This is a genomic window from Methanosarcina sp. DH1, assembly GCF_020804205.1.
Classification (GTDB): Archaea; Halobacteriota; Methanosarcinia; order Methanosarcinales; family Methanosarcinaceae; genus Methanosarcina; species Methanosarcina vacuolata.
In genome coordinates this window covers 42,384-65,951 of record NZ_WJBJ01000012.1, presented here as the reverse complement: position 1 = coordinate 65,951, position 23,568 = coordinate 42,384, and the positions used below count along the sequence as shown (strand labels likewise).

The 23,568-nt window shown below is 41.8% G+C and carries 19 protein-coding genes and 1 pseudogene; 11 read left to right on the top strand and 9 right to left on the bottom strand.

The window, feature by feature from the left end; genetic code table 11:
• Positions 1 to 68 precede the first annotated feature (68 nt).
• The 4 genes from infB to FXW07_RS06610 all read left to right on the top strand — a co-directional run bounded on the left by infB (position 69) and on the right by FXW07_RS06610 (position 4,857).
• Positions 69 to 1,844 (top strand): translation initiation factor IF-2, encoded by a 1,776-nt coding sequence (gene infB / locus FXW07_RS06625; RefSeq protein WP_229394772.1) that lies wholly within the window; start codon positions 69 to 71, stop codon positions 1,842 to 1,844.
• Between the two features lie 149 nt (positions 1,845 to 1,993).
• Entirely contained in the window at positions 1,994 to 2,401 is a 408-nt protein-coding gene (locus FXW07_RS06620) for a 30S ribosomal protein S6e (RefSeq protein WP_229394771.1), read from the top strand.
• A gap of 763 nt (positions 2,402 to 3,164) precedes the next feature.
• Positions 3,165 to 3,536 carry a hypothetical protein gene (locus FXW07_RS06615; RefSeq protein ID WP_229394770.1) on the top strand — a complete coding sequence of 124 codons (372 nt, stop codon included), beginning with the start codon at positions 3,165 to 3,167 and terminating at the stop codon, positions 3,534 to 3,536.
• 517 nt (positions 3,537 to 4,053) lie between these two features.
• A complete protein-coding gene (locus tag FXW07_RS06610) occupies positions 4,054 to 4,857 on the top strand; it encodes a M48 family metallopeptidase (RefSeq protein ID WP_052725412.1) in 804 nt (267 codons plus the stop codon).
• Between the two features lie 214 nt (positions 4,858 to 5,071).
• Here the strand turns inward: FXW07_RS06610 and glmU (FXW07_RS06605) are convergent, their stop codons facing one another.
• The 4 genes from glmU (FXW07_RS06605) to glmU (FXW07_RS06590) all read right to left on the bottom strand — a co-directional run bounded on the left by glmU (FXW07_RS06605) (position 5,072) and on the right by glmU (FXW07_RS06590) (position 10,734).
• On the bottom strand, positions 5,072 to 6,265 hold the full coding sequence (gene glmU / locus FXW07_RS06605; RefSeq protein ID WP_229394768.1) for a bifunctional sugar-1-phosphate nucleotidylyltransferase/acetyltransferase: 1,194 nt from the start codon (positions 6,263 to 6,265) through the stop codon (positions 5,072 to 5,074).
• On the bottom strand, positions 6,262 to 7,566 hold the full coding sequence (glmM, locus tag FXW07_RS06600; protein WP_229394783.1) for a phosphoglucosamine mutase: 1,305 nt from the start codon (positions 7,564 to 7,566) through the stop codon (positions 6,262 to 6,264). The genes glmU (FXW07_RS06605) and glmM overlap by 4 nt, the downstream gene beginning before the upstream one ends.
• A 78-nt stretch (positions 7,567 to 7,644) precedes the next feature.
• Complete coding sequence (glmS, locus tag FXW07_RS06595) at positions 7,645 to 9,498, bottom strand: glutamine--fructose-6-phosphate transaminase (isomerizing) (protein ID WP_229394767.1); 1,854 nt, start codon at positions 9,496 to 9,498, stop codon at positions 7,645 to 7,647.
• A gap of 18 nt (positions 9,499 to 9,516) precedes the next feature.
• Positions 9,517 to 10,734 carry a bifunctional sugar-1-phosphate nucleotidylyltransferase/acetyltransferase gene (gene glmU / locus FXW07_RS06590; RefSeq protein WP_048120717.1) on the bottom strand — a complete coding sequence of 406 codons (1,218 nt, stop codon included), beginning with the start codon at positions 10,732 to 10,734 and terminating at the stop codon, positions 9,517 to 9,519.
• A 786-nt stretch (positions 10,735 to 11,520) separates the two neighbouring features.
• Here glmU (FXW07_RS06590) and FXW07_RS06585 point away from each other — a divergent pair.
• From FXW07_RS06585 to FXW07_RS19240, 4 genes are all read left to right on the top strand, one after another.
• Positions 11,521 to 13,005 carry a type IV pilin gene (locus FXW07_RS06585; RefSeq protein WP_229394766.1) on the top strand — a complete coding sequence of 495 codons (1,485 nt, stop codon included), beginning with the start codon at positions 11,521 to 11,523 and terminating at the stop codon, positions 13,003 to 13,005.
• 530 nt (positions 13,006 to 13,535) lie between these two features.
• Complete coding sequence (locus tag FXW07_RS06580) at positions 13,536 to 14,807, top strand: replication protein A (RefSeq protein WP_229394765.1); 1,272 nt, start codon at positions 13,536 to 13,538, stop codon at positions 14,805 to 14,807.
• Entirely contained in the window at positions 14,808 to 15,377 is a 570-nt protein-coding gene (locus tag FXW07_RS06575; protein ID WP_048155887.1) for an RPA family protein, read from the top strand. It abuts the gene before it with no gap.
• A 121-nt stretch (positions 15,378 to 15,498) separates the two neighbouring features.
• Complete coding sequence (locus tag FXW07_RS19240) at positions 15,499 to 15,630, top strand: hypothetical protein (RefSeq protein ID WP_255678822.1); 132 nt, start codon at positions 15,499 to 15,501, stop codon at positions 15,628 to 15,630.
• Positions 15,631 to 15,969: 339 nt separating this feature from the next.
• Here the strand turns inward: FXW07_RS19240 and FXW07_RS06570 are convergent, their stop codons facing one another.
• The gene (locus FXW07_RS06570) at positions 15,970 to 16,143 is read right to left on the bottom strand and encodes a hypothetical protein (protein ID WP_197078753.1); all 174 of its coding nucleotides are present in this window, start codon (positions 16,141 to 16,143) and stop codon (positions 15,970 to 15,972) included.
• Between the two features lie 572 nt (positions 16,144 to 16,715).
• Positions 16,716 to 17,111: a Mov34/MPN/PAD-1 family protein gene (locus tag FXW07_RS06565; RefSeq protein WP_048155885.1), complete on the bottom strand. Its 396-nt coding sequence runs from the start codon at positions 17,109 to 17,111 to the stop codon at positions 16,716 to 16,718.
• 386 nt (positions 17,112 to 17,497) lie between these two features.
• On the opposite strand from FXW07_RS06565, the gene FXW07_RS06560 reads away from it, so the two are divergent.
• On the top strand, positions 17,498 to 18,835 hold the full coding sequence (locus tag FXW07_RS06560; protein ID WP_229394764.1) for an NADP-dependent malic enzyme: 1,338 nt from the start codon (positions 17,498 to 17,500) through the stop codon (positions 18,833 to 18,835).
• Positions 18,836 to 18,846: 11 nt separating this feature from the next.
• Here the strand turns inward: FXW07_RS06560 and FXW07_RS06555 are convergent, their stop codons facing one another.
• Both FXW07_RS06555 and FXW07_RS06550 read right to left on the bottom strand, forming a co-directional pair.
• A complete protein-coding gene (locus tag FXW07_RS06555) occupies positions 18,847 to 19,206 on the bottom strand; it encodes a hypothetical protein (protein WP_229394762.1) in 360 nt (119 codons plus the stop codon).
• A 186-nt stretch (positions 19,207 to 19,392) separates the two neighbouring features.
• The gene (locus FXW07_RS06550; RefSeq protein WP_229394760.1) at positions 19,393 to 19,941 is read right to left on the bottom strand and encodes a hypothetical protein; all 549 of its coding nucleotides are present in this window, start codon (positions 19,939 to 19,941) and stop codon (positions 19,393 to 19,395) included.
• Positions 19,942 to 20,061: 120 nt separating this feature from the next.
• Between FXW07_RS06550 and FXW07_RS06545 the strand changes: the two are divergent.
• Positions 20,062 to 20,433, top strand: a pseudogene (locus FXW07_RS06545) (CRISPR-associated endonuclease Cas1); the annotation flags it as partial.
• Here FXW07_RS06545 and FXW07_RS06540 read toward each other — a convergent pair.
• Positions 20,396 to 21,688: a TIGR00341 family protein gene (locus FXW07_RS06540; protein ID WP_229394759.1), complete on the bottom strand. Its 1,293-nt coding sequence runs from the start codon at positions 21,686 to 21,688 to the stop codon at positions 20,396 to 20,398. The pseudogene FXW07_RS06545 and the gene FXW07_RS06540 overlap by 38 nt on opposite strands.
• 712 nt (positions 21,689 to 22,400) lie before the next feature.
• On the opposite strand from FXW07_RS06540, the gene FXW07_RS06535 reads away from it, so the two are divergent.
• A complete protein-coding gene (locus FXW07_RS06535) occupies positions 22,401 to 23,465 on the top strand; it encodes an AI-2E family transporter (RefSeq protein WP_229394758.1) in 1,065 nt (354 codons plus the stop codon).
• Positions 23,466 to 23,568 lie beyond the last annotated feature (103 nt).

Below are 23,568 nucleotides of genomic sequence, written 5' to 3'. Positions count from 1 at the left end.
GTCAGGGTAAACCCGGACCCTTCTGGACCTGCAGCAAATAAGACGCGGGAATGAGAGAGGTTTTGCATATGGCCGACAAGAAAAATTTGAGGACTCCTATAGTCTGCGTGATGGGGCACGTCGACCACGGGAAAACGACTCTCCTGGACAAGATCAGGGGTACTGCAATTGTCAGTGGAGAAGCCGGTGCCATCACCCAGCATATCGGGGCAACTGAAGTCCCAATAGATGTAATTATCAACAAGCTTGGGGACCCAAGGCTTCGGGATAGGTTCATAGTGCCAGGACTGCTCTTTATCGATACACCTGGACATCATGCCTTTACAACTCTTAGGAGCAGGGGAGGCGCTCTTGCCGATCTTGCAATCGTTGTAGTGGACATAAACGAAGGCTTCAAGCCCCAGACCTACGAAAGCCTGCAGATCTTAAAGCGGTTCAAAACTCCTTTTGTTGTTGTTGCGAATAAGATTGACAGGATTGGCGGCTGGGTCTCACAAAAAGATCTGCCTTTTGCGGCCACTTTCAAAAAACAGTCCGAAGACGTCCAGGCCCGGCTTGAAACAAAGCTCTACGAAGTAATTGGTGAATTATACAACCAGGGCTTTGCAGCAGAACGGTATGACAGGGTTACAAATTTCCAGAAAACCCTGGGTGTAGTTCCTGTAAGCGCTATGACAGGCGAAGGGATTCCTGATGTCCTGATGGTGCTTCTTGGTCTGGCCCAGAAATTCCTTGAAGCAAACCTGCATTACAGTGCAAAAGGTCCTGGAGTTGGCACTGTGCTTGAGGTCAAGGAAGAAAAAGGACTTGGTGCAACGCTTGATGTTATTCTCTATGACGGCACTCTGAAAAAGGGCGATACGGTTGTTATTGGAAGCCTGGGAAACCCAATTCAGACAAAGGTCCGGGCTCTCTTAAAGCCAAGGGAACTTTCTGAGATGCGTTATGAGAGCAAGTTCAAGCAGGTGAATAAGGTTACTGCTGCGGTTGGAGTAAAGATTTCGGCTCCCGGCCTTGAAGGTGCACTTGCAGGCTCTCCAATAAGGGTTGCTACCGAAGAGACTCTTGACGAGATTGCAGCCCAGGTAAAATCCGAGATCGATGAGGTCAGGATTGATACTGGTTCAGTCGGGATTATGATCAAAGCCGATACACTTGGCTCCCTTGAAGCCCTTGTCCATGAGTTCCAGAAGGATGAGGTGCCTATCAGGAAAGCCGAAGTAGGAGATATCTCACATCGGGATGCAATTGAGGCTTCGACGGTTGAAGATCCTCTCTATTCCGTGGTTATAGGTTTCAATGTCAAAGTTCACCCTGACGCCAGAGATTTCCTGCAGGAAAGCACTGTGAAGGTATTCACGAGTGACGTGATTTACCGCCTGGTTGAAGATTACCAAAAATATGTAAAAGAGCAGCAGGAACAGGCTGAAAAGAAGATTTTTGAAACAATAATCCGTCCGGGAAAATTCAAAATCCTTCCAGGTTGCATATTCCGTCAGAGTAAACCAGCAGTTGTTGGTGTAAGAGTGCTTGGTGGAGTTGTGCGGACAAATGCCGATGTGATGCTTGAGAACGGAAACGTTGTAGGCAAGATCAAAGGCCTGCAGATCGAAGGAGAGAATATCCCGTCTGCAGGGGTAGGCAAAGAGGTTGCAATGGCAATTGACGGTGCAACCGTAGGCAGGCAGATCAAAGAGGAAGACGTGCTCTATATCAATGTGCCTGAGAGGCATGCAAAAGTTCTTGAGCACGAGATATACGATTCTCTTTCAACCGATGAAAAGGAAACTCTTGATATTTTTCTTTCCCTGAAAAGAAAAGATAATCCTTTCTGGGCAAAATAATGCTTACAAGTGCATAATTATATTCAGAAATTATGTTCTGAATGCACGGAAAGCTCAGGTAAAAATTCAGGAAAATCCGGGTTAAGTCTCGGATGAAGAGGCAAGGCAAAGGAATTATTAAAAGTAAATTTGATATTGGAGGATTTCACATGGCTAATTTCAAAGTTGTAGTTTCTGACCCAAAGGAAGGGCGTGCTTACCAGGTCGATGTAAAAGACGCTGAGGCAAATGCATTAATCGGAAAGTCAATAGGCGACGTTGTTGATGGTTCAATTTTCGGTATGTCCGGTTACAAAGTCAAGATCACAGGCGGCTGTGATGGCAGCGGTTTTGTTATGAAACCCGACCTTCCAGGCCCCAGAAGACAGAGAATTCTGATGGCAGTAGGTGTGGGGTATACCCCTAAACTCCCAGGGCAGCGCAGGCGAAAGATGGTCCGCGGCAAAGAAATTGCTCATGACATTGTCCAGATAAATGCAAAAGTCGTTGAGTATGGAAGCAAATCCATAAAAGCTCTTCTCGGTCTCGAAGCCGCAGCAGAAGCTCCGGCAGAGTAATTTCAATCAATTTCAAGTTCCCGCCTGCGGGCGGGCTTTAAATAATTATTTATTTGAGGTTCACTGTTTTTTATAAAAGATCTTCTTTTTAAATAATATTAGATAATAATATATATTTTACCACAAAATTTGTTTAAAACAGTTTAAATTCAATTTAATGAGTTTTCCTGCCAATAATTTTAATTATAGTACTTTTTAGTTGTGTAATAAAAAAATGCCTTATTTAAATTTTCAACATGTAACTACTATTTGTGTTTTTTGCTCAAGTTATAAAAGAAAATCGCATAAAATGCTAATATTTTATCAATAGGTATCTTTAATTAGGCTTTTATCACTGAACTCTATATCTATCTACATTTTGCGATGCTATTTTACAGGCATCAGATGTAATTTTTTGATTAACTAAGTTACTTTATGCAATTTTTTGCTTTTTATGTTTTTTCGTTAATTTTGGCAAAATTTCAAAAAACCAAAATTAGGGCACCATTACTACCCAAGGTAATGACGAGGCCGATAGTCAAGGAAGGGTGAGGTGAAAAGTACTTTCATTTGTTTGTGCTTGTTATTCGAGGAATCTCATGTGCTTTTAAAGAGAAAAACAAAGAGAAGAGAGGTCACTTCATTCCCTACTTGAAGGAACGGGTATTCGTGATCCTTTGCGTTCCTGATGTAAGTTCCTGATGTAATAAAGAACACCTGTGTTCTTAAGAATCTGCTTTGTTTTTAAGATAGTTTATATATATCCACTTTCTAAATTACGCATATGGAAGAAGGCAAAATGAAGAATACAATCACGAGAAGTTTTGAGCTTCAGGACTACAGGATAGAAGGAACCGAACTTTCCGGCTTCTGGGCAGACTTAACGAGCAAAGAAGAACTGATAGTTGAGGTAAATTACGTCCCTGTAAAGAAAAAAGTCTTCAGTACCGCAGAAATCGAAAAGCTTGTCATGGGAATCCGTAATAAATGTAGCAGCTTTGAGGCTCAACTTCCAGAAAATATAAAATGTGAAGTCACCTTCAAGAATTTTGGAGATAAGATTTACAAAACTAGCCAGTCTGATTTTGAACTGGAAACCAGGGAGCTCGAAGAAGTTCAGGTTGCTTACCGTTTCTATGTTGAGTACTACATATAATCCGCATTGGGCTTAATAAGGCAGCTTAAAAGTACCCTCTTCAAATTTAATTCCAAATTTAAAGAAGGGTTAATCGATTAGAGAATAACCTTAAATTTGACAGATTCTGTTAATCAATAAGACTTTTTATTATTTTCTGGTCTTCAGATTTTCTCTCAAAATCGTGCAAAACAATAATAATTTAATCATATTGAGATAATTTTTTTATTTTAAGGAAAAGGAACATCGCAATAGATAAGTCAATGGTAAAAACGGTTGTTAACGGCAAAATAATAATTCCTTTACTTTTGCTCCTGGCTACTTTTTAAAAAAGAAAGGATTTCTCTATATCTCAATCTCCTTTTCTCTACATGGTTCTTTTGCTTGAGCTTCATGAGAATGAAAGGATTAGATATGTTTCCTGAGGCCGAAATCAGTCTTTGCTAATAAAATTAATATGTAATTACTATGTAATATACTCTTTACTAAACTTAATAGTGTATTTTCAATCTTTAGAAAAAGTAGAGGAAAGAATAACTTGCTAGACAGCGAAGTAAGAAATCTCAGACATCCTGCCGAAATACCTCTTTTTGTTATCTGTCTGCTGATCAGTATTTTTATTTATGTCACATTAATGACAGTTCCGCTTTTATATCCTGAAGAACTGGGACCTGAATATATACTGGTAGTTCCGGCAGCGATTGCTTTTCTCTCATTTGTTTCCGGGCAGACCTACGGAGGAATGATGTCAAATGCGATCAAGCTTTCAGAAAAGCAGTTTCCTGAACTCTATGAAATCATAAAACGCCTTTCTCATGAACTGAACTTTAAAGAAGTTCCAGATGCTTTTTTAATCCAGGAAGGCGGACTGTTAAACGCGTTTGCTACCCGGCTGTACTTCCGAAAAAATTATGTGGTTTTTTACGCGGATATAGTTGAGGTCGCATATAGAGAAGGAGATTTTGATTCACTTGAGTTTATCGTTGCTCATGAGCTGGCCCACATAAAGGCAGGCCATGTGACTCTGCTCTACAATCTTTCTATCTTTCCAATTGCTTTTGTGCCTGTCCTCAAGGACTTTTTATGGACTGCCCTGAGCCGGGCAAGGGAGTATACCTCGGACAGAATTGCAATTCGGCTTGTTCCTTCAGGCGAAAAAGGGCTCATAGTTCTTTCAGCAGGCGAACACCTCTACAAAGTTGTTGATTATGAGGAATACCTTGAAGCCACAATAAGTCCTGAAGGTTTCTGGGTCTGGACTACCAATCTGTTTTCAACCCATCCTGTATTGCTCAGAAGGGTCAGAGCCATAAACGAAGACCGGCCGGGAAAGATTTTTTAACTTTGCTTTCAAAGATGAGTGATTTTACGTTATCCTGCGGCTTTATCTGTGTATGCCTAAAAAAAGAATGGCTCTTCGTTGTTTTGTGTGGATATCCTCATAATGTTCTCATAAAAACCAATGCGGTCTTGAATTGAAAATTATCTTATCCATAAGGAATGACGAAGAGACGAGAATTTGAAGTTATATTTTTCTTATTCCTTAGTATCAAAGGTTAATGTTTGACAATCTCTCCAGGATATGTATATCTTCCTTTTTCCATTATCGTGCCGATATTTATACTTGTATTGATACCGGTATGCACGTCATCTCCCATAATCACTCCGAGTTTTCTCCTGCCCGAGTCAAGAATCCTGCTTTTTACCATTACTTTTATGTTTTTTCCATCGTGGCGGAGGTTTGCAACCTTCGTACCAGCTCCAAAGTTGCAGCGGTGCCCGATAATGCTATCTCCAACATAACTCAGGTGTCCCACATGAGTATCTTCCATGATAATCGTATTTTTTATCTCTACGGCATTTCCCACCCTGACATGGTTCCCGATTGCAGTAGAAGGACGGATAAAACAATTAGGGCCGATATCGCAGTTCTCTCCTATTATCACCGGGCCTTCGATATAAGAACCGTTCCTGATAAGAGTGCCTTTTCCGATTACAACCTCTCCTTTTATCGTAGCATTCGGTTCCACGGTACCTGCACAGTTGCTCTTAAGGTCTTTCAGGAGGTACTCGTTTGCTTTCAGGAGGTCCCAGGGATACCCTATATCTATCCATCTGTCTCCGAGAAGGCTGTAACCCACGGCTGCTCCACTATCGATCAACATCTGGATGGAGTCCGTAATCTCAAATTCATTTCTCACTGAAGCCTGGGTTCTGTCAATAAAGTCAAAAACAGATTCCCTGAAGAGATATATTCCGGCATTTGCAAGGTTAGTAGGAGGATTTTTAGGCTTTTCTATTATCCTGACAACTCTATTATTCTCAGTTTCAAGCACTCCAAAATCCGACGGGTTCTCCACTTCTTTTACGCAGATGACAGCTTCCTCTGTCCTTGAGACCAGGGCTTTTAAGTCCTCCTTTCCTATGAGCATGTCTCCGTTAAGTACAAGGAAAGCCCCATCAACATAGCCTTTTGCACAGCCTATCGCATTTGCAGTTCCTAACTGCTCCTTCTGCTGTACATACTTTATGCTTACTCCCCATTTGCTTCCGTCTCCGAAATACTCTTTGATCTGTTCTTCGAGATAACCAGTAATGAAGACAAAGCCTTCAATGCCTGCTTCTATGGCTGAATTGAGTATATGTTCGAGGATTGGCTTATTTGCAACCTGGAGCATAACTTTAGGACAGCCGGAAGTTAGAGGTTCCATCCTTGTGCCTTTGCCTGCCACAAGGACAACCGCTTTCATTTAAGTGCCTCCTTTGCTAGCTTTTCAGCCATCTCGAAAATCTCATCAACATTTTCCCGGGCTTCAGCTGTGATTCTAACTTTTGCTTCCGTCCCCGAGGGGCGGATAAGTACCCAGCCATTGTCCATTTCCACGCGAATACCGTCGATATCAAGGACTTTTCCCATGGGCTCGAGTTTAGCCTTAACTTTTTCCATAAACTCTGCCTTTTTGTCATTTGCACAGGGGAGAGCTCCTCTTTTTGTGGCGTACCTGGGAAGCTCTTCTCGAAGCTTGCTTAACTTCTTTTCCTTGACAATCTCAACAAGTTTTGCGGCTGCATAAATCCCATCCGGACAGTAGGAAATCTTCGGGAAAATCCAGCTTCCTGATGGCTCGCCTCCATAGATAGCACCACACTTTTTTATGCCCTCTGCGACGTAAACGTCCCCGACTCTTGTCCTCACAATCTCCGAACCCTTAAGAGAATCACCAACCATCATTGAAGTGTCAACAGGCACGACGACTGTTCCTTTCATACCGCTGCACTCATACAGCCCGAAAATTGCAAGCATTTCATCTCCTGAAACAAAATTGCCTTTCTCGTCCACTGCCATCATCCTGTCCGCATCACCGTCATGTGCGATTCCAAGAGCGGCTCCGAAATCCACAACGGCTTTTTTGAGCATGGAAAGGTTTTCGTCGTTTGGTTCAGGGTTTCTCGCAGGGAAGTGGCCGTCAGGCTGAGCGTTCAGGGTTATTACCTCACAACCAAGCTCCTGGAGGAGATAGGGTGTAATTGTTCCTCCCGCTCCGCATCCGCAGTCCAGTACAACTTTCAAGCTGGAACTTCCTACAAGCTTTTTGATCATATTCATATGGGCCCGGATAGCATTTCCGTCTTCTTCGAACTTGCCTATCAGGTTCCAGGGAACCAGGGAAAAGTCCGCATTTTCAATCGCTTTTTCGATCTCTTCCTGCTGCGCCGAGTCAAAGGCCATGCCATCAGGGTTCCAGAGCTTGATCCCTACATACTCTGAGGGGTTGTGGGAGGCTGTAACCATTACACCACATTCGTATTCTCTGGATGCATATGCCAGGGTTGGGGTAGATACAAGGCCTATTTCTGTGACAGCACAGCCTGTTGCAGTCATTCCCGCAATCAGGGCATGCTCGATCATAGGGGCCGAAACTCTGGGGTCCCTCCCGATAACTGCAGTTTTTTTTCGGCTTCCAAGTACAAGCCCTACATTAAGTGCAAGTTCGGGCGTAATTTCTTTGTTTGCTATCCCTCTTATTCCTGAAGATCCGAAGAGTTTCATATATCCCATTCCGAAATTTTCTAAAGTTTTTTCTCTAAATTATCTTGCTTTTTAATTTTTAAATTTTTGGGCATTTAATTATTCAACTGTGACACTTTTTGCAAGATTGCGTGGTTTATCAATAGAGCATCCACGAGCAAGAGCAGTATAATAAGCAAGCAGCTGGAGGACTACAACGCTGAGCAACGGAGAAAGCAATTCGCTACTCGGAGGTATTGTAAGAACAACATCCGCATATTTTCCGATCTCGGTGTCTTTATTATCGGCCACTGCGATAACCGTCGCATCCCTGGCTTTTACTTCCTTTATATTGCTCAGCACCTTATCGTAAGTCTGCCCTTTTGTTGCAATAGTAACTACAGGCGTTCCTTTCTCAAGCAGCGCAATCGGTCCATGTTTCAGTTCGCCTGCGGCAAAACCCTCAGCATGCAGATATGAAATTTCTTTTAATTTGAGAGCTCCTTCCAGGGCAATCGGATAGTTAAGGTTCCTGCCGAGGAAGAAGTAGTTATCTGAATGAGCAAAATTCTCTGCACATTCCTTCACTGCTTCTTTCTGGTTGAGAATCTGCTGAATCTGACCTGGTATTTTTCTTAGACCCGTAATGAATCCTTTTACATAATCAGGACTTAGCTTACCTCTTGAGAGAGCGAACTTGACAGCAAGCAGATAAAGAAGTGTAAGCTGGGTACTGAAGGTTTTGGTCGCGGCAACTCCGATCTCAGGTCCTGCTCTGGTATAGAGCACACTGTTAGCTTCTCTTGTAATAGTGCTTCCTACAACGTTTGTAATAGCAAGTGTAGGGCAGTTGTAGGACATTATTTCCCTAACAGCCGCGAGGGTATCTGCAGTCTCCCCGGATTGGGTGATTGCAATGGCAAGGGTTCCATCACTTATAACCGGGCTTCTGTACCTGTACTCCGAGCAGATGTCTATATCGCAATGAATTCCTGCAAGCTGCTCAAAAAGGTATTTCCCAAGCAGCCCTGCGTGCCAGGAGGTTCCACATGCCAGAATCTGGACTCTTGAAAGTTTCCTTATCTCTTCATCGGCCATATTAAGTTCTTTGAGATCTATCGTTCCTTCAAGTTCCGAGACTTTGCCTGCAAGTGTATTGTGAATCGCACTCACCTGCTCGTGAATTTCCTTGAGCATAAAGTGTTCGTAACCGGCTTTTTCGGCAGCTTCAAAGTCCCACTCGATCTTTTCTATCTTCTTTTCGCGGACTTTTCCTTCTCTGTCAAAGATCTCTACGCTGTTAGGAGTTAGAACTGCGGTTTCAAAGTCATTTACAAAAATTACATCCCTTGTATAATTCAAAAAAGCAGTTACGTCCGATGCGGCAAAGTTCTCTCCCTTGCCGAGTCCTATAACAAGTGGGCTGTCTTTCCGGGCAAGCACAAGTTTTCCCTGTTCGTCAGCACAGAGAACTGCAAGAGCATAAGAACCTTCGATCTCTTTTAGCGCTTCCCGCAGTCCTGTAAGAAGTTCGCATTTTGCTTCTCTTCCATCTGGCTTACCATATATGTGCTTATGCAGGAGGTGTGCGATCACTTCGGTATCAGTTTCCGATTTGAATTCATATCCTTCTGCAGTAAGCTGTTCTTTCAATGCCATGTAGTTCTCTATTATTCCGTTATGCACAACTGAGATTTTACATGGGTTTCCAGAGGTATGCGGATGAGCGTTTATTGTGCTGGGTCTTCCGTGGGTTGCCCAGCGGGTGTGCCCTATTCCGATGTTGCCACTTAGTCCTTCTGGGATTGTGGCTTCAAGGTTTACGATTTTGCCCACTGACTTGTAAGTATCGATTCCGCTGCCCAGAATTGAAATCCCAGCAGAATCATATCCACGATACTCAAGTTTTTTGAGAGATTCTATGATGACAGATGCAGCAGAGTTTTCCCCTGCATATCCTACAATTCCACACATTTTTCCACCTTTATAGGGTTAAAGAACAACCGAATGACGGGACAGATCCCTGTATATGGTGTTTCCAGATTCCACCTGGCAGTCAACAGCTATTGTTACTCCGGCCTTTACAAGTACGCTATTCCCAATCCGGTTGTCGTCTCCGAAGATGGTGCCGAGTTTGGGAGCTCGATGAATATTTCCGTTCATAATGATCGATAGACCTTCTTTTTCTTCAACAAAGAAACCTGAGCCAATTGTATTGTTGCTTCCAATTATGGAATTAGAGATCTGCCCATGAGAGTATATCCTGCAGTCATTCATTATTATGCTGTTCTGTATTTCGGTAAATGACCTGATCGATACATTGTCTCCTATTGTTGTGGAGGGAAGAATAACTACATTGGGACCTATATCACAATTTTCCCCTATGACTGCAGGGCCTACAATGTAAGTTCCTGAGCGAATCCTTGTATTCTTTCCTACTGCCACCTTTCCACTGAGGAAAACTCCCTCTTCAATTTCCCCCTCAAGCTTCGGTTCCCTGGCTGAATTTAAGACTATGGCATTAGCTTTTAATAAGTCCCAGGCATGGACAGCATCAAGCCATTTTGATTCGGTAGGGACGGAAGTAATGATTTTCCCTTCGTCAATCATAAGCTGAAGGGTATCGGTTATTGCATACTCCCCGTTTTCGGATATCGGGGTTTTTTCGATGGTTTCAAAGACCTTCGGCGTAAAAATATAAATTCCTGTATTTACAATACGGCTCAGGTCTCCAGGCCTTTTTTCCAGAATTCTTGTGACTCTCTTTTTTTCTTTCAGAACCACACCATAGCCTGCAGTCTCTTCCATCTGAACAGTTAGAAGGCTTGCATCCCCTTCATAATTGTTTAGAAGATCCGCTATAGTTTTCGGTTCCACCAGGTTGTCTCCATTGAGCACGAGAAATACCGAGTCCTCGGGGTCAATCCATTTTTTTGCCTGCTCAATTGCATGTGCAGTCCCAAGCTGAGCTTTCTGTTCAACGTACTTTATTTTCACTCCGAAGTTTAGCCCGTCTTCGAAATAGTCCATTATGCGTTCTTTTTTATATCCAACAATCAATATAATGTCAGTTATCCCATTTTTTTCAAGCGAACCTATTACATGCTCTAAAATAGGTCTGTTGGCTATAGGAAGCATTACTTTTGAACGAGTTAGTGTAAGAGGCCTGCAGCGCAGCCCTTCTCCTGCTGCAAGGATAATAGCTTTCATAATTTTAAGAACCTTTTTTAGAATTTATACGTTACCTTCAAAAGTTTTATACGAATAAACTATCTGTAAATATATTTAGAGTTTTATATCTGAATAAGGTACAGCTAACAATAAAAAAGTAATCCTACGTAATTGAGAAATAAGTTCTTCCTACAAGATAAACAACTCCATAACATGAATCCAGTAATTCTAATAAGAATTCCATCCCACTTTCTAGCTTTTACAGGCAATTTTATCTTTTTAACAGTCTCGAAACTTATTTATTTCATAAAATCCTGTATGTCTTTCCTACTTTTTATGTTTTATGCTTCCTAACCTTTGAGAACCCTGACAATTCTTAAGGAACTTTTTCTATTGAAAGTTTCATTAACTGCCACACATTTGATAAATAGTTGTGACAACATACTGAAAATATTACTCCAACCCTTAAATTCCTTCGGAATACTTTAGAATTTCTATAAAGTCCATAAATAAAAAATATTGACTAGTGCTAAAGTTTCTGGAAAATCAGTTTTGAGGGTCACTTTTTCGATTAACCCTGAAAACCTGCGTTCATACTCTTTCTCTAAAGCGTGATCGTTCATAAGTCCCATGTCCCTGAATGTTACATGCCGGCTGACTAAAAATACTTCTATAACCCGAAATAGATAAAATTTCTCTTTTTAGCCTTGAGTAATCGATCATTATAACACCTAAAATTAACAGTTTACTCAAACAGTTAAATTAATATCAAAGAGTGGCAGTTTAGATAGTCGGGAAATAAATTTTTAAAAGGTGATTTTTATCGTGGAGGGTGAAAAGTCAAGGACTCCTGGCGAGAAATGCCAGGCAGTCTCAGAAGTATACGGGCAAATATTAATGGTTGTGGTGACCATCCTACTTGCTGCATTACTGGTGTATCCCAATATCCCGGAAAGTGCACCCAGGGCAAATCTCTTGATCGAAGCTCATAATTTTACGCAAAATGAGACGACGTCAACGCAGAACGCAGAGACACCAACGCAGGATGAAACGACGCCAGCCGGCTATTTAATTGAGGCTTCTTCGGGGTCTGGAGGTAATATTTCTCCTGAGGGAAGTATCTCTGTGCCTGCTGGCGGCAATAAGATCTTCAGTATGATGCCTGATGAAAACTATAAGGTTCTTGATGTGCTGGTGGACGGAAATTCCGCTGGACCGATTTCCACCTATACCTTCAATAATGTGTCTTCCAGTCACAGTATCAAAGCGAATTTTACCGTGAATTTCGATGTGATAAACAACAATACGGTAGTACCAAAGGAAAACTTCACAGTAAATGCAACTGTGCTTGGTTGTGCTTTTACTGGGGACATTTGGAAGAATGATTATTGGGTGGAGGGCCATTGGGAGGGTCATGGATGGAATAAGTATTGGGTGGATGGTCACTGGGAGAGTCATAGGGAAACGGGATCGTTACCTATTACTTGCAGGCTCAAGTTAGGAGACTATATTTGCGCTCCCTGGGGGGATTACACGAATGTATCGGAGGGGAATATTAATGATGGAATATCTCGCTTCTGGGGATCTAATAACACTTTATTTGAAGGAGGGACTTCTGTCGCGGTAGAGGCTTGTTCTTGGAAATATGATACAGATCATGAACTGAAAAAACACCTTATAATTAATACTTCGACTCTGCCATTAAATGTGAAGGTCCTTACGAACGGAGACCCCGTTCCTGATATCCCCGGATTTCAAGGTCAGAACTCGATTGAAGACTTTGTAATAGGGTACATTGAAAACGGTAGTATCAAGCTCAAGGAAAATGAGGCTATATATATTTTTGAACTGGGCAATGAAGACCTGGACAGCTCTGGTGCTGATTTTCAGGATCTTGTCATTTTGGTTTCAGTGAACGGAGCAGATGCCTCAAAGTCTGCAATTGAATCTCATAAAGCGGACTTGAGTAAAACTTCTAATAACACTCCAAATGAAGCCTCGGGCGGAACCTCAAATGAAACCTCAAGTGGAGCGGTACTCAAGTTCGTAATCGAGCACCGTGGGGGAGATACAATTAATTTCAAATCTCCTGAGGAGACCAAGGTTATACTCCAAAAAGGAGATGATCAACGTTATCTAAATTTCACGGAGCTTGGGGCCTTCAAAAGTGGGGATAGAGCCACTTTGATCCCTAAAGAGTATGGTACCAATGGACAGCTTAACTTTAGTCAGGGGGACCGCTTATCTATAAAAATAGTGGATGTCCGAAGCAAATCCTTAATCTACTCTGGAAGCATTATGATTAAATGAAATATATTAACGGGGATTATATTAATGGAGCTGACCTTTACGGGACTCAGCTCCAAAAACAGAAAACAACTTGTAAAAGCTTATATAAGCGTCCGAAGAGGGCCTACTGAAATAAAAATTTACAAAAATTGGCATGTTTTTAATTCCTAATAAAAGACGAGTCGGCTCTTTGTAATAATGCTGCAAAATCTCTGGGTAAATAAGTTTAAGTATAGTACACACATAGTCTCTTAAAAAAATTTAAATGAATCATTGAAGTAATTTCAAAATTGAACTCAAGCAGGAAGCAGGTATTATGCATAGGGAATTTAAAAACAGTTTCAAAATAATAGTCTTTCCACTGCATGGAATTGAGTTGCAGGGGTTAATTTCATGGTTTATCAGTCTTTAAGAAGAATTTCACCAGACACCAATTATAACCTTGATGCAAATACTTTCACTCCGCTTTCCTTAACTTTATATGCTGTGGCGTTGTAGATTAAAACGCCTCTCTATAAATAAAGACAAACAAGAGGCTTGAGGTAGGAAGAATGAAACAGATAGCTGAATCTATTCGAGATCGATTTTTAAAGCTTGGCATCGACGTACCTGTAGAGGATATCGAAAGCAGACTTGATGAACTGATTACTAAATTTAAAGTTCCTTCAAACGAAGCCCAGCGTAGTGTGACCAATTATTTTTTGAAGAAATATTCTATTCCTAAAAATGAATTTTATACCAGACAGGCTGAGCCGCAGCTTACCAAGATAATAGATATTTCTGAAAATGGGCAATGGGCAAATATTAAGGCAAGGGTTGTCCAGCTCTGGGAAAACACTCACGAATCAATCTCTCAGGTAGGGCTCTTGGGAGATGAAACAGGAATTATAAAGTTTACCGAATGGAAAAATGCCGAACTGCCTGGGCTTGAACAGGGTGAGAGTTATTTATTCAGGAGCGTTGTCGTAGGAGAGTACAATGGCAGGTTCCAGGTACAGCTTAATAGGAATACTTCTATCGAAAAACTGGATGAGGCTATTGGAGTTGGAGGCGGAGACTTCATCCCGGCTGCAAGGGAGTCTGAACTCAGAAACATCTCTGACCTTGCCGGAGGCCAGTGGGCTACAGTTAAAGGAAAAGTGGTTCAACTCTGGGAAAACTCTCATGAATCGATTGAACAGGCAGGGCTTATAGGAGACCCCACAGGGGTTATCAAATTTACTAATTGGGCCAGTTCCGAGCTTCCTGACATGGAAGAGGGCAAAAGCTACATGTTGAAAAATGTAGTTGTCAACGAATGGGGAGGTAAGATCCAGATTCAGCTTAATCGGTCAAGTTCCATAGAAGAACTTGATGAAGATATCAAAGTCGGATCCTTAACTTCCACATACTTCGGAGCAATGGTGGATATCCAGACCGGTTCAGGCCTCATAAAACGTTGTCCCGAATGTAAAAGGGCTCTGGTTAAGGGTGCCTGTCCCGAGCACGGAAAAGTAAAAGGTGAATACGACCTGAGGATAAAAGCGGTTCTGGATTCCGGAACTTCCACTCAGGACATCCTGATTAACAGAGAACTTACCGAGGAGCTTGCAGGGCTTTCTCTTAATACTGCAATTGCAATGGCCGCTGACGCTCTCGACCCCGGAGTAGTGCTGGATAATCTAAAACATGAGCTGGTAGGCAGGTACTATACTGTAACCGGGCACAAGCTTGATCGCTATATCCTTGTGGATTCCATTAGTCCAAAAACTTCTCTGGATAGAGAGATGCTTGATGAAATGCTGTCGCTTAATGAAACACTTGCCAGGATGGAGGTGCAGTAAATGCCAGGTTTTTTCAGAGAAGCTGCCCGCAGGGTTTTTGCCCAGGAACTGAAGGATTCGAACCTGACTTCAAGGGATGAAACTGATCAGTATGCTCCACAGTATGTCCTGACGCCCACGGGAGCTAAAGTAAACCGTATCTTCCTTGTTGGCACACTTATCGAAAAAGAAGATATCGGCACTGATTCCGAGTACTGGAGGGGAAGAGTTTCAGACCCGACAGGTTCTTTCTTGGTCTATGCCGGACAGTATCAGCCCGAGGCAGCTCAATTTCTTGCCGAGTGCGAACTGCCAGCTTTTGTAGCAGTTGTGGGCAAAACCAGTACCTATACTACAGATGATGGAAATGTCCTGACTTCTATCCGTCCAGAATCTATCCAGCAGGTAGATGAACTTACTCGGGATCTCTGGGTGCTTGATACTGCAAAACAGACTCTCGAAAGGATAAGGGCAATTGAGGTAGAGGAGGATCAAAACTCAAAACTTGCAAAAGAACACTATTCGACTGATACCGGTTACTACCGCACTATAGTCAAAAAAGCTCTTGAGTCCCTCAAAGAAAGGGAATGAAGCCAAAAATAGTAGAAACTATACTATCAAATCAGGCATTCTCTTCAAATTTAATGGATTTTCAACCACTGAAAAATACAATAATTGTTCCATTTTCTCTCATCATATTTTGGAGTAGAAAATGGAACTTGAAGTTTTAAAACAATCGCTGTTTTCACTGGCCATCAATCCTTATAAAATTGGTTACTATTCAGCCTTCCGGAATCTATTGATTGATATTGATTTTGATGAAATCGGTATGTCTGAATTCTAACTCGTGAGAATTAAAAAAACGCAATCAATAGCCAATAATCAAATAAAATATATTTTCTGAAATTTGCCAATTGAATTCTGTTAAATCAGGCTAATGATGTTGTTTTTCCTAGGCTGAATAGTTACAATAGTAATAAAAATAGATACAAAACAAAAAAATTTAATGATATTTCGTTTAAGCTTGTTTAATCCCGGCAAACAAAAAGTAAGGTATTCAGGTACACCGGAATTTATGTTAGGGCTGGAGGTTCGCTTCAATTCATTTTAACATTTTAAACCTCTTTTTTGAGCTAGCTCTTTCTTCCTTCTGAGCTTTTTCTGCCTTTTATTCTTCACATTTTCAGTAATTATGCGCTCCGGATTTTCTGGATTTGGGGCCTTTGTTTGGCCTGAAAGCCCGTTCCGGGCACTTCTTGGAATCGGTTTTTCCGCGCACTTCAAAACCCAGGCTGAAACATTCGCCTTTTAGCTCATCAATAGCCGTATAAAATCTACAATCTTGGCATGTAGGCATTCGGATTACTACCTCCAGTTATATGAAGGCCACCTGGTCTTAGTCCCAGAGTGTTTGCCCGGATACAACCTCTGAAGCAAGATATCACTTATTTTCAGATACCTTAAGTACGGATGTATCCTCTAAATAATATGTATCTGTAAATAAAACATTTTTGGTAGGCTACCAGAATGAAGGTAGGGATTTGCATCCGGTCAACAGCCGGAAAATTAAGATAACTAACTAAAGTTATTTATACCCCTATACTGAAAGCTTTTGCCGGTTATTTGCGATTGTTTTGTAGTTATTTGCTGATTATTTGGCAGCTACTTATTGGTCATTTGACAGCCATTTGTTGGTTATTTGATAGATATTTATTAATTATTTGGTAACTGTTTAATGACTATCTGCCGGCTACCTGTCGTTTATTTGCTAGCTACCTGTCGTTTATTTGATATTGCTTGCCAGCTATGGATACCGTACTTTTTTGTTAATGACCGTGTTTGCAGAAAAGTATCTCTGACTGGATGAACGTTTCCAAAAGTGAGGATTTATTCATGGAGGACGAGCGTTTTTCCGAGCTGGTTCTTGAGTCAAATCTCTTCATAGTCATCAAATTCAACATCAAGCACGGGAAGCTCAATTACTTCTCCTTCCCTGTTATAGCATGTCCAGCTTTGGCTATCATAGGGGCGACCAACTATGATATGGCAGTTGCCTGTTTTTGAAAAGAGTAGCAGGTCAGCCTGTGAAGGGCTGCGGTTCGGGCCAGGATGGCTGTGGACTGAACCTGCGGCTTTGATGTTCGGCATCATATAGAGCCTGAGAACGGCATTTGAATCACTGGATTCCGTGCCAGGTAATATAAGAACTTCAGTGATGATGCCATCTTTTTCCTGCAAAAGTCCGGCAAATTCCTGGGGAGCCATGGACTTACTAGCCTCCAGGATAAAATTAAGAGTATCACGAGCTATTCCGTTAATTTGCATACTGGACTATTCTTCTTAAATAGTATATCTTTTCTGCGGTAATGATAGAGTGCATTAATTCTCGCCAGCCGAGTTTTTCCGCAATTCAATCGGTCAGGAATTTTCTGGATTGAAAAGACTGCCAGTAAACATAGAATTAAGGCAGTTAATTCAGGTCGGTGGGTTAAAGTCGGTTGGTTCAATGGACCAGTTTCATAATTCTAGCCAGTGGGTTTATCTACGGCCTGGGTAGACTATTACACCGAAAAGTTATTTCTTAAAATTTAATGGACTAAGGCTGTGCTAACAACATTAAAATTATGTGAAAGTTTTAGTGCTTAGAACTCAGTCGCGTTAAGGCTTTGCTACAATGTTAAGTATTGTCAGGGGGTACTGCGATCAAAAATATGCACTCAGATTCAGAGCTGGAAACTGATCTGAAAAAGAACTCCGGAAAATATCTGGACAAAAATTCCGAAAAAACTCTGGAAACGGATTCAGGAAAGGGTCTGGAAAAGTGCCAGGAAAAATGCACGGATCCACACACATCCTTATATCAGGAATCACTTGCCGTGCACCGACGGCTTGGGGGCGTACTGGAAGTTGCCAGTAAAGTTAGCCTTCAAACGATACATGACCTCAGCGTCGCCTATACACCAGGAGTTGCCGAGCCGTGCAGGAAGATAGTCAAGGACCCTGAACTTGCCTACCTCTATACCCTGAAGAGAAATACTGTTGCTGTTATCACTGATGGATCGGCAGTGCTGGGGCTTGGGAATATAGGACCTTATGCTGCGCTGCCTGTTATGGAAGGAAAGGCAATAATTTTCAAAGAATTTGCAGGCATTGATGCCTTTCCAATTTGCTTGGACACACAGGATACCGAAGAAGTGATAAAAACGGTAAAGCATCTGGCTCCTGCATTCGGAGGTATTAACCTTGAAGACATCAGTGCTCCTCGTTGCTTTGAAATAGAGGAGCGGCTGCGCGAAGAACTCGATCTGCCAGTTATGCATGATGACCAGCATGGGACAGCCATTGTAGTTTTTGCCGGGCTTCTCAATGCTCTTAAAATTGTGAATAAAAAGTTAAATGAACTCCGTATAGTGATTTCAGGCCTGGGAGCGGCAGGAGTAGCAATTTTCCGGTTCCTGGTTCGAGCAGGAGCAAATCCGTCAAGAATTCTTGTCTGCGACAGTAAAGGGCTCGTGTATGAAGGCCGGAAAAACGGCATGAACCCCGTAAAAGAGGAAATTGCCAGGCTCACAAACCGTGGTAAATTAAAAGGGGGGCTTGAAAATGCTTTACCGGGAGCTGACCTTTTTATCGGTGTCTCCGTGGGAGGTATAATCAGTGAGGAAATGGTTCGTTCCATGGCAAAAGATGCAATTGTAATGGCTATGGCAAACCCTCTACCTGAGATAATGCCTGATGCCGCAAAGCGGGCAGGAGCAAGGGTTGTTGCTACGGGCAGGTCGGACTTCCCAAATCAGCTTAATAATTGCCTGAGCTTCCCTGGGGTTTTCAAAGGTTCTCTCAGCACCTGTGCGAGAAAAATAACACCTGAGATGGAAATAGCTGCGGCGCGTGCTCTTTCGGAGGTCGTAACGCTCAGTGAACTTTCTGAAGATTACATAATTCCTGACCCTCTTGACAGGCGTGTAGTGCCTGCGGTTGCAAAAGCTGTTGCAGGTGCATCACTTGAAAGTTGCGTTGCAAGGAAAAGCCATGAAGACAAGGCCTGAGAGCGCAAAATTTAGGCTAAAAACCCGGTATCCGGACAGGTTTTCTGCTTTCTCCGGCCAATAAGCTTTTCTTGCTTTTTTCCTTCGTAAAGATCTTCGGCACAAATGCTTCCAAGGACTGTTATTTTAACCAATTTATAGAACCAAATGCAGTTTTGAGACCACCTGAATATCAATTTTTTAATTGATGCTTTCTTAATAACGGCATTCATGCGTCTGCGGTTAAGTGATAACTGTGATAAATTGTCTTCAGTTCCAGAAAGTTTGTCAAATGTTGCAATAGATTGTGAGGTGGAACATGGTATTGATTTCATGTAACTATGCCAAAATTTAAGGCCAGCTTCTAATGAAAAATCGATAGCTTCAGGCAAGAAAATCCCTTAACCGATAATCAATGGGGTACTTTCTCAAGGAGCTCATCCCAAAACCAATTTTATTCCCACATCAATAAGAGTTTCATAATTATTTTCCCAGGGTAAGAAGCTCTTATTGATAATCCAGAATAAGATATTCAGAGAAGCAATTTTGCGTTTTGGGATCAGCTCACACAGGACCCTTTACTCATCCCCAAAGCGGTGAAGAATTAAATCGATAGGTTCGATTTCAAACTTCTCAGCGCCAACAAGACAGGACCCTTCAAAATCGCATGTCCAGATAGGATATGCTGAATATTTGTCCACAGTTTCTTTGTGGAACTCCCTGACCGGAAGTGCTCGAAGGTTAACGTATTTGTCCAGTTTTAGATCCAGGGTATCGTAAAGAATTTCAGTTAATTTGTTCAGTAAATTTAACAATACTATGGTTCGCTGGAATTCTGGATTCCACAACTCGATTCTTTCTACAATCTCTTTAACTTTTATATACTGCTCATATTCCCACGCTTCAAGTATATCATTGTTGAAATGCCTGGATACTATTTCATAGACGCCTGGAATATTAATTATTGATTGAAGAGTTTCCTCGTTAAGAAGTGTATCGTTATTGAAATGCCTGGATACTATTTCAGAAACACCCGGAATATTAACTATTGACTGAAGAGTTTCCTCATTAAGACGTGTGTAAAGAATTCTGTCAAAATCGTCCTTTGTCATTTTGCTATAGTTCATGTTATCGCCATTGTTTATTGCGTAAAATTCTCAAAGAAAAAAAGGAGGTTGATTTCTAATGAAGCTTCCTCTTTTGAACGGAAACGACACAATATAACAGCTTAGCATTATGACCTTCGGGAGCCTTTCAGGTTCCTTGTCGATCCGGCGGTTATTGGCCTGGTTGAAAATGGGACTATGGAAGGTAAGGACTTTATCAGGACAGAAAATCACAATCCTGGATTAAAGCCTACAGGAGCCAGGAAGGTTGTTAATGAATTTTCCAATATGCTGAACAAAAAAGTAAGTTACCGGGGAAAAGAAAGCATCTGGAGCTATGTTATCTTCCTGAAGGTAAGAGAACTAGCCCATAATCTTACGAGCAAAAAGGAAAAACTGGATTTTGTTAAGCCTGAATATGAGATTGAGAGAATTGATTCTTATGATATGAGGCAGAAGATTCTCAATGGAGCACTTACGGGAATTTCTGTGACTCTACAAAGCCGATATTAATTCTGACATCTTTACCTGTAGCTTCTGTCAGGCGGTAAGCAGCTTTACTGGCCATATCTGGAGGGACTTCCTGACCTACTTTGCGGCCGATCAGGAGGGATACTTTTACAGGTTTTTTTAACAAGAAATCTAAAGGCATATAGCCGACTGTAACTTTTTCAAGTGTCAAATCCTTTTCTGCATATTCGGGATCTTTGAACATAGTTATCATTTCTCCGTTAATCTCCTGTTCAACAAGAGATGTCTGAAAAGAAGAATAGGTAACAAGCCCAAGAGCTACAGAGAGTGAGGCAATTGCAATGACAAGTAAAGCTACATGCGAGATCACAGAAGAACGGGCATGTACAACTGCTTCTTTCTCTACCGGACGAAAACCGGAAACCCAGAACATTATGAGGGCTGACACGTTGACCGCAAGCAGGTTAACAAGCACGAGCACGGCAGCTGTAATTGCTACTAAGGGTAGCCCCCATGCGAGTCCCAGCCCTGTCGTTGCAGCTGGTGGAATGAGAGCAATTGCAATTGCCACACCCACAAGGGCAGACCCTGCATTCCGGATAATACTGATAGCTCCTGCTATACCCGATCCCAGAGCAAGGAAAAGAGAAAGAAAATTAGGGCTGGTCCTCTCGGCTATCTGGGATATTTCTCGGATATCAAGGCCAGGTGGCAAAAGTATCGATTCTTTAAGAAGTATACCGATAAGGGCACCCACTGCAATTGCGAGCAGAAGCCCTCCAATCTGCATCTTAATTCCTCGAGACGCAAGTTTTCTGTCGTCAAGCACAGTGCCTACACTTGCAGAAATTGCAGGCCCCATAAGTGGAGCCACGACCATTGCTCCGATGATTGTTGCAGCCGAATCAAGCAAGAGTCCTCCAGTTGCAATAATCGTGCTCAGAACAAGAAACGCACGATAAGTAGAAGTTTCAGGTGCGAGGTTCTCTGCACGTGCAATCAATTCTTCCCGCGAGATACGGGTGCCAGAGTAGCGCTGCTTTAGAACTTCAATGCGTCTTGATACTATAGTTTCAGGTGTCAGGACGATCGTATAGGTATTTTCGCTAATTCCTGCCTTGCGCAATCTGGTAAGTACTGGTTCCACACCAACAGGAGGAACTGGAAACTGGACAAGGGCTTCAAAGTCCTTTCTGCCTGTTTCGTCCCATACGGCATAGTCTATTCCTTCGTCATCCAGCACTGCGAGCACAGGCTGTCGCTTACCCACTGGAATGAGTACCTGAACAAGACGCATAATATGATTATATATATAATTCCTATTTTATATTACTTGGTTTCAAGAAATATTTGCAGTTAATCGAATGTTTTTAATTTTAGAACTTATTTTGAAACACCTGTGTGAAGCACTTGCCCATGGGAAGGAAACTATAACAAGAGATGTGAAGAACCATGCTGAATTTATAAGAAGTCGGTGTAAGTAAGGAAAACGTCCTCGAATTTCTGGCCGATAACTCCATACAGTACATCTTCAGGCTCACAAATCCAGGATAAATCTCAGAAAATATTACCGAATTTACAGGAAAGCTATTTCATGGAAAATACTTTAAACTGGAAATTCAAAATTTTGCGGGCAAAAGGTGGCGTATTAGGGCAATACTCCGCGATTTAATACATAGCCTTCCTTAAAATTCACAACGATATCTTAAGCTCATAAAAATGCAAGATATTATAAATCAATTTGAATATATATTGTTTTACATCTATTTGCTCATGAGAACAGGTGTGGGATAATTCGAAGAGCCATTAGTTTGAACTAGATTTGGGAGCAGGTTCGAGTGTTATTATGGTTTCAGGGGTTGGAAAGCTAACCAGATAATCTTCCCCTATTCTATCAAGATTATCGGATACAATATTTATCTGGAGGCGTTAATCAATCAACCTGCGTTAACGGGTTATGAAATAAAAAATCAGCTTACTGTAAAATGACATGGGGGGAATTGCAAAATATGAAAATAAATAGAATCTCGGTACCTGCTGAGATTTTAGTGTACAGTACTTTTGCTGTTATCCTGACAATAGGAATGAGGGAAATATCTCCTATACTCACAACCGTATTTTTCTCTATCTTCGTCGCACTGATACTTACCCCACCTGTCCGCTGGGTCAAGCGAAAAGGCATTCCCGGAGCACTGGGCGTGCTTCTGGTAATTTTGTTATTAACTCTATTTATCTCGGTTTTCGGGGCAGTGATTGTAGGAGCTGCAATCCAGATTGGAAACCAACTTCCAAACTATCAGAGTCAGTTGATAGAGATCCTGGACGAACTTTTACCGTATCTTCCATCCACCGAAGAACTATCCCTGCAGTCCGTTTTTCGTGGTATTGCATCACTTGCAGTTAGCCTTATGGTAAGCGTCCTTAACGGACTCATAAATGCCGGGACAACGGTTGGAATAATCATAGTCACAGCAGCATTTTTGTTGTTGGGTGTTGCCGGAGCTCAGGAAAAAACAGAACAAAAAGCTGAAGAACAGCTCGTATTCGAATCACGTCTGAATAAATTTGGTAAGGGTCTGATAGAATTTATTGTTATAAGAACAGAGGTAAATTTTGCTACAGCCATCGGAATTACGGTTATTCTCCTTATAGGAGGTATCGACTTTGCGGTTTTCTGGGGTGTTATGGCATTTTTTCTTGGTTATATTCCATATATAGGCCTGGCTCTAACTACAATTCCACCCGCGTTCTTCGGGCTAATCCAGTATGGGCTTATAGGAGCTCTGGCTGTTATTATTGCTATCTCGATAGTCAATGCACTCACTGAAAACGTAATATTTCCTTCACTCGCAGGAAAAGGCCTGAAACTATCTCCAGCTATTGTATTTTTGTCCCTTCTCTACTGGAATTATGTGCTTGGAGCTACAGGAATGCTGCTTGCCACGCCTCTTACCATGGTTTTGAAGATTATCCTGGAGAGTTTTGAGGAAACTAGATGGCTTGCCAGATTGATGGGCCCAGTAGGAAATGAAGCAGAGTCTAAGGAAAGTGCAGGGCAGGAAGAAGAAAATTAAAATCTGGACCGATGAAGAGATACTCGGAAGCTATCGGTTTTGTAAAGATAAAATAAAATCCGCCTATATTTTTTGCCTGTTCACTCGTAATCTTAACCTGAAT

Coding starts and splice junctions, on each gene's coding strand:
- infB (WP_229394772.1), top strand. CDS start 69: ATGGCCGACAAGAAAAATTTGAGGACTCCTATAGTCTGCGTGATGGGG.
- FXW07_RS06620 (WP_229394771.1), top strand. CDS start 1,994: ATGGCTAATTTCAAAGTTGTAGTTTCTGACCCAAAGGAAGGGCGTGCT.
- FXW07_RS06615 (WP_229394770.1), top strand. CDS start 3,165: ATGGAAGAAGGCAAAATGAAGAATACAATCACGAGAAGTTTTGAGCTT.
- glmU (WP_229394768.1), bottom strand. CDS start 6,265: ATGAAAGCGGTTGTCCTTGTGGCAGGCAAAGGCACAAGGATGGAACCT.
- glmM (WP_229394783.1), bottom strand. CDS start 7,566: ATGAAACTCTTCGGATCTTCAGGAATAAGAGGGATAGCAAACAAAGAA.
- glmS (WP_229394767.1), bottom strand. CDS start 9,498: ATGTGTGGAATTGTAGGATATGCAGGGGAAAACTCTGCTGCATCTGTC.
- glmU (WP_048120717.1), bottom strand. CDS start 10,734: ATGAAAGCTATTATCCTTGCAGCAGGAGAAGGGCTGCGCTGCAGGCCT.
- FXW07_RS06580 (WP_229394765.1), top strand. CDS start 13,536: ATGAAACAGATAGCTGAATCTATTCGAGATCGATTTTTAAAGCTTGGC.
- FXW07_RS06575 (WP_048155887.1), top strand. CDS start 14,808: ATGCCAGGTTTTTTCAGAGAAGCTGCCCGCAGGGTTTTTGCCCAGGAA.
- FXW07_RS19240 (WP_255678822.1), top strand. CDS start 15,499: ATGGAACTTGAAGTTTTAAAACAATCGCTGTTTTCACTGGCCATCAAT.
- FXW07_RS06570 (WP_197078753.1), bottom strand. CDS start 16,143: ATGCCTACATGCCAAGATTGTAGATTTTATACGGCTATTGATGAGCTA.
- FXW07_RS06565 (WP_048155885.1), bottom strand. CDS start 17,111: ATGCAAATTAACGGAATAGCTCGTGATACTCTTAATTTTATCCTGGAG.
- FXW07_RS06560 (WP_229394764.1), top strand. CDS start 17,498: ATGCACTCAGATTCAGAGCTGGAAACTGATCTGAAAAAGAACTCCGGA.
- FXW07_RS06550 (WP_229394760.1), bottom strand. CDS start 19,941: ATGAACTATAGCAAAATGACAAAGGACGATTTTGACAGAATTCTTTAC.
- FXW07_RS06540 (WP_229394759.1), bottom strand. CDS start 21,688: ATGCGTCTTGTTCAGGTACTCATTCCAGTGGGTAAGCGACAGCCTGTG.
- FXW07_RS06535 (WP_229394758.1), top strand. CDS start 22,401: ATGAAAATAAATAGAATCTCGGTACCTGCTGAGATTTTAGTGTACAGT.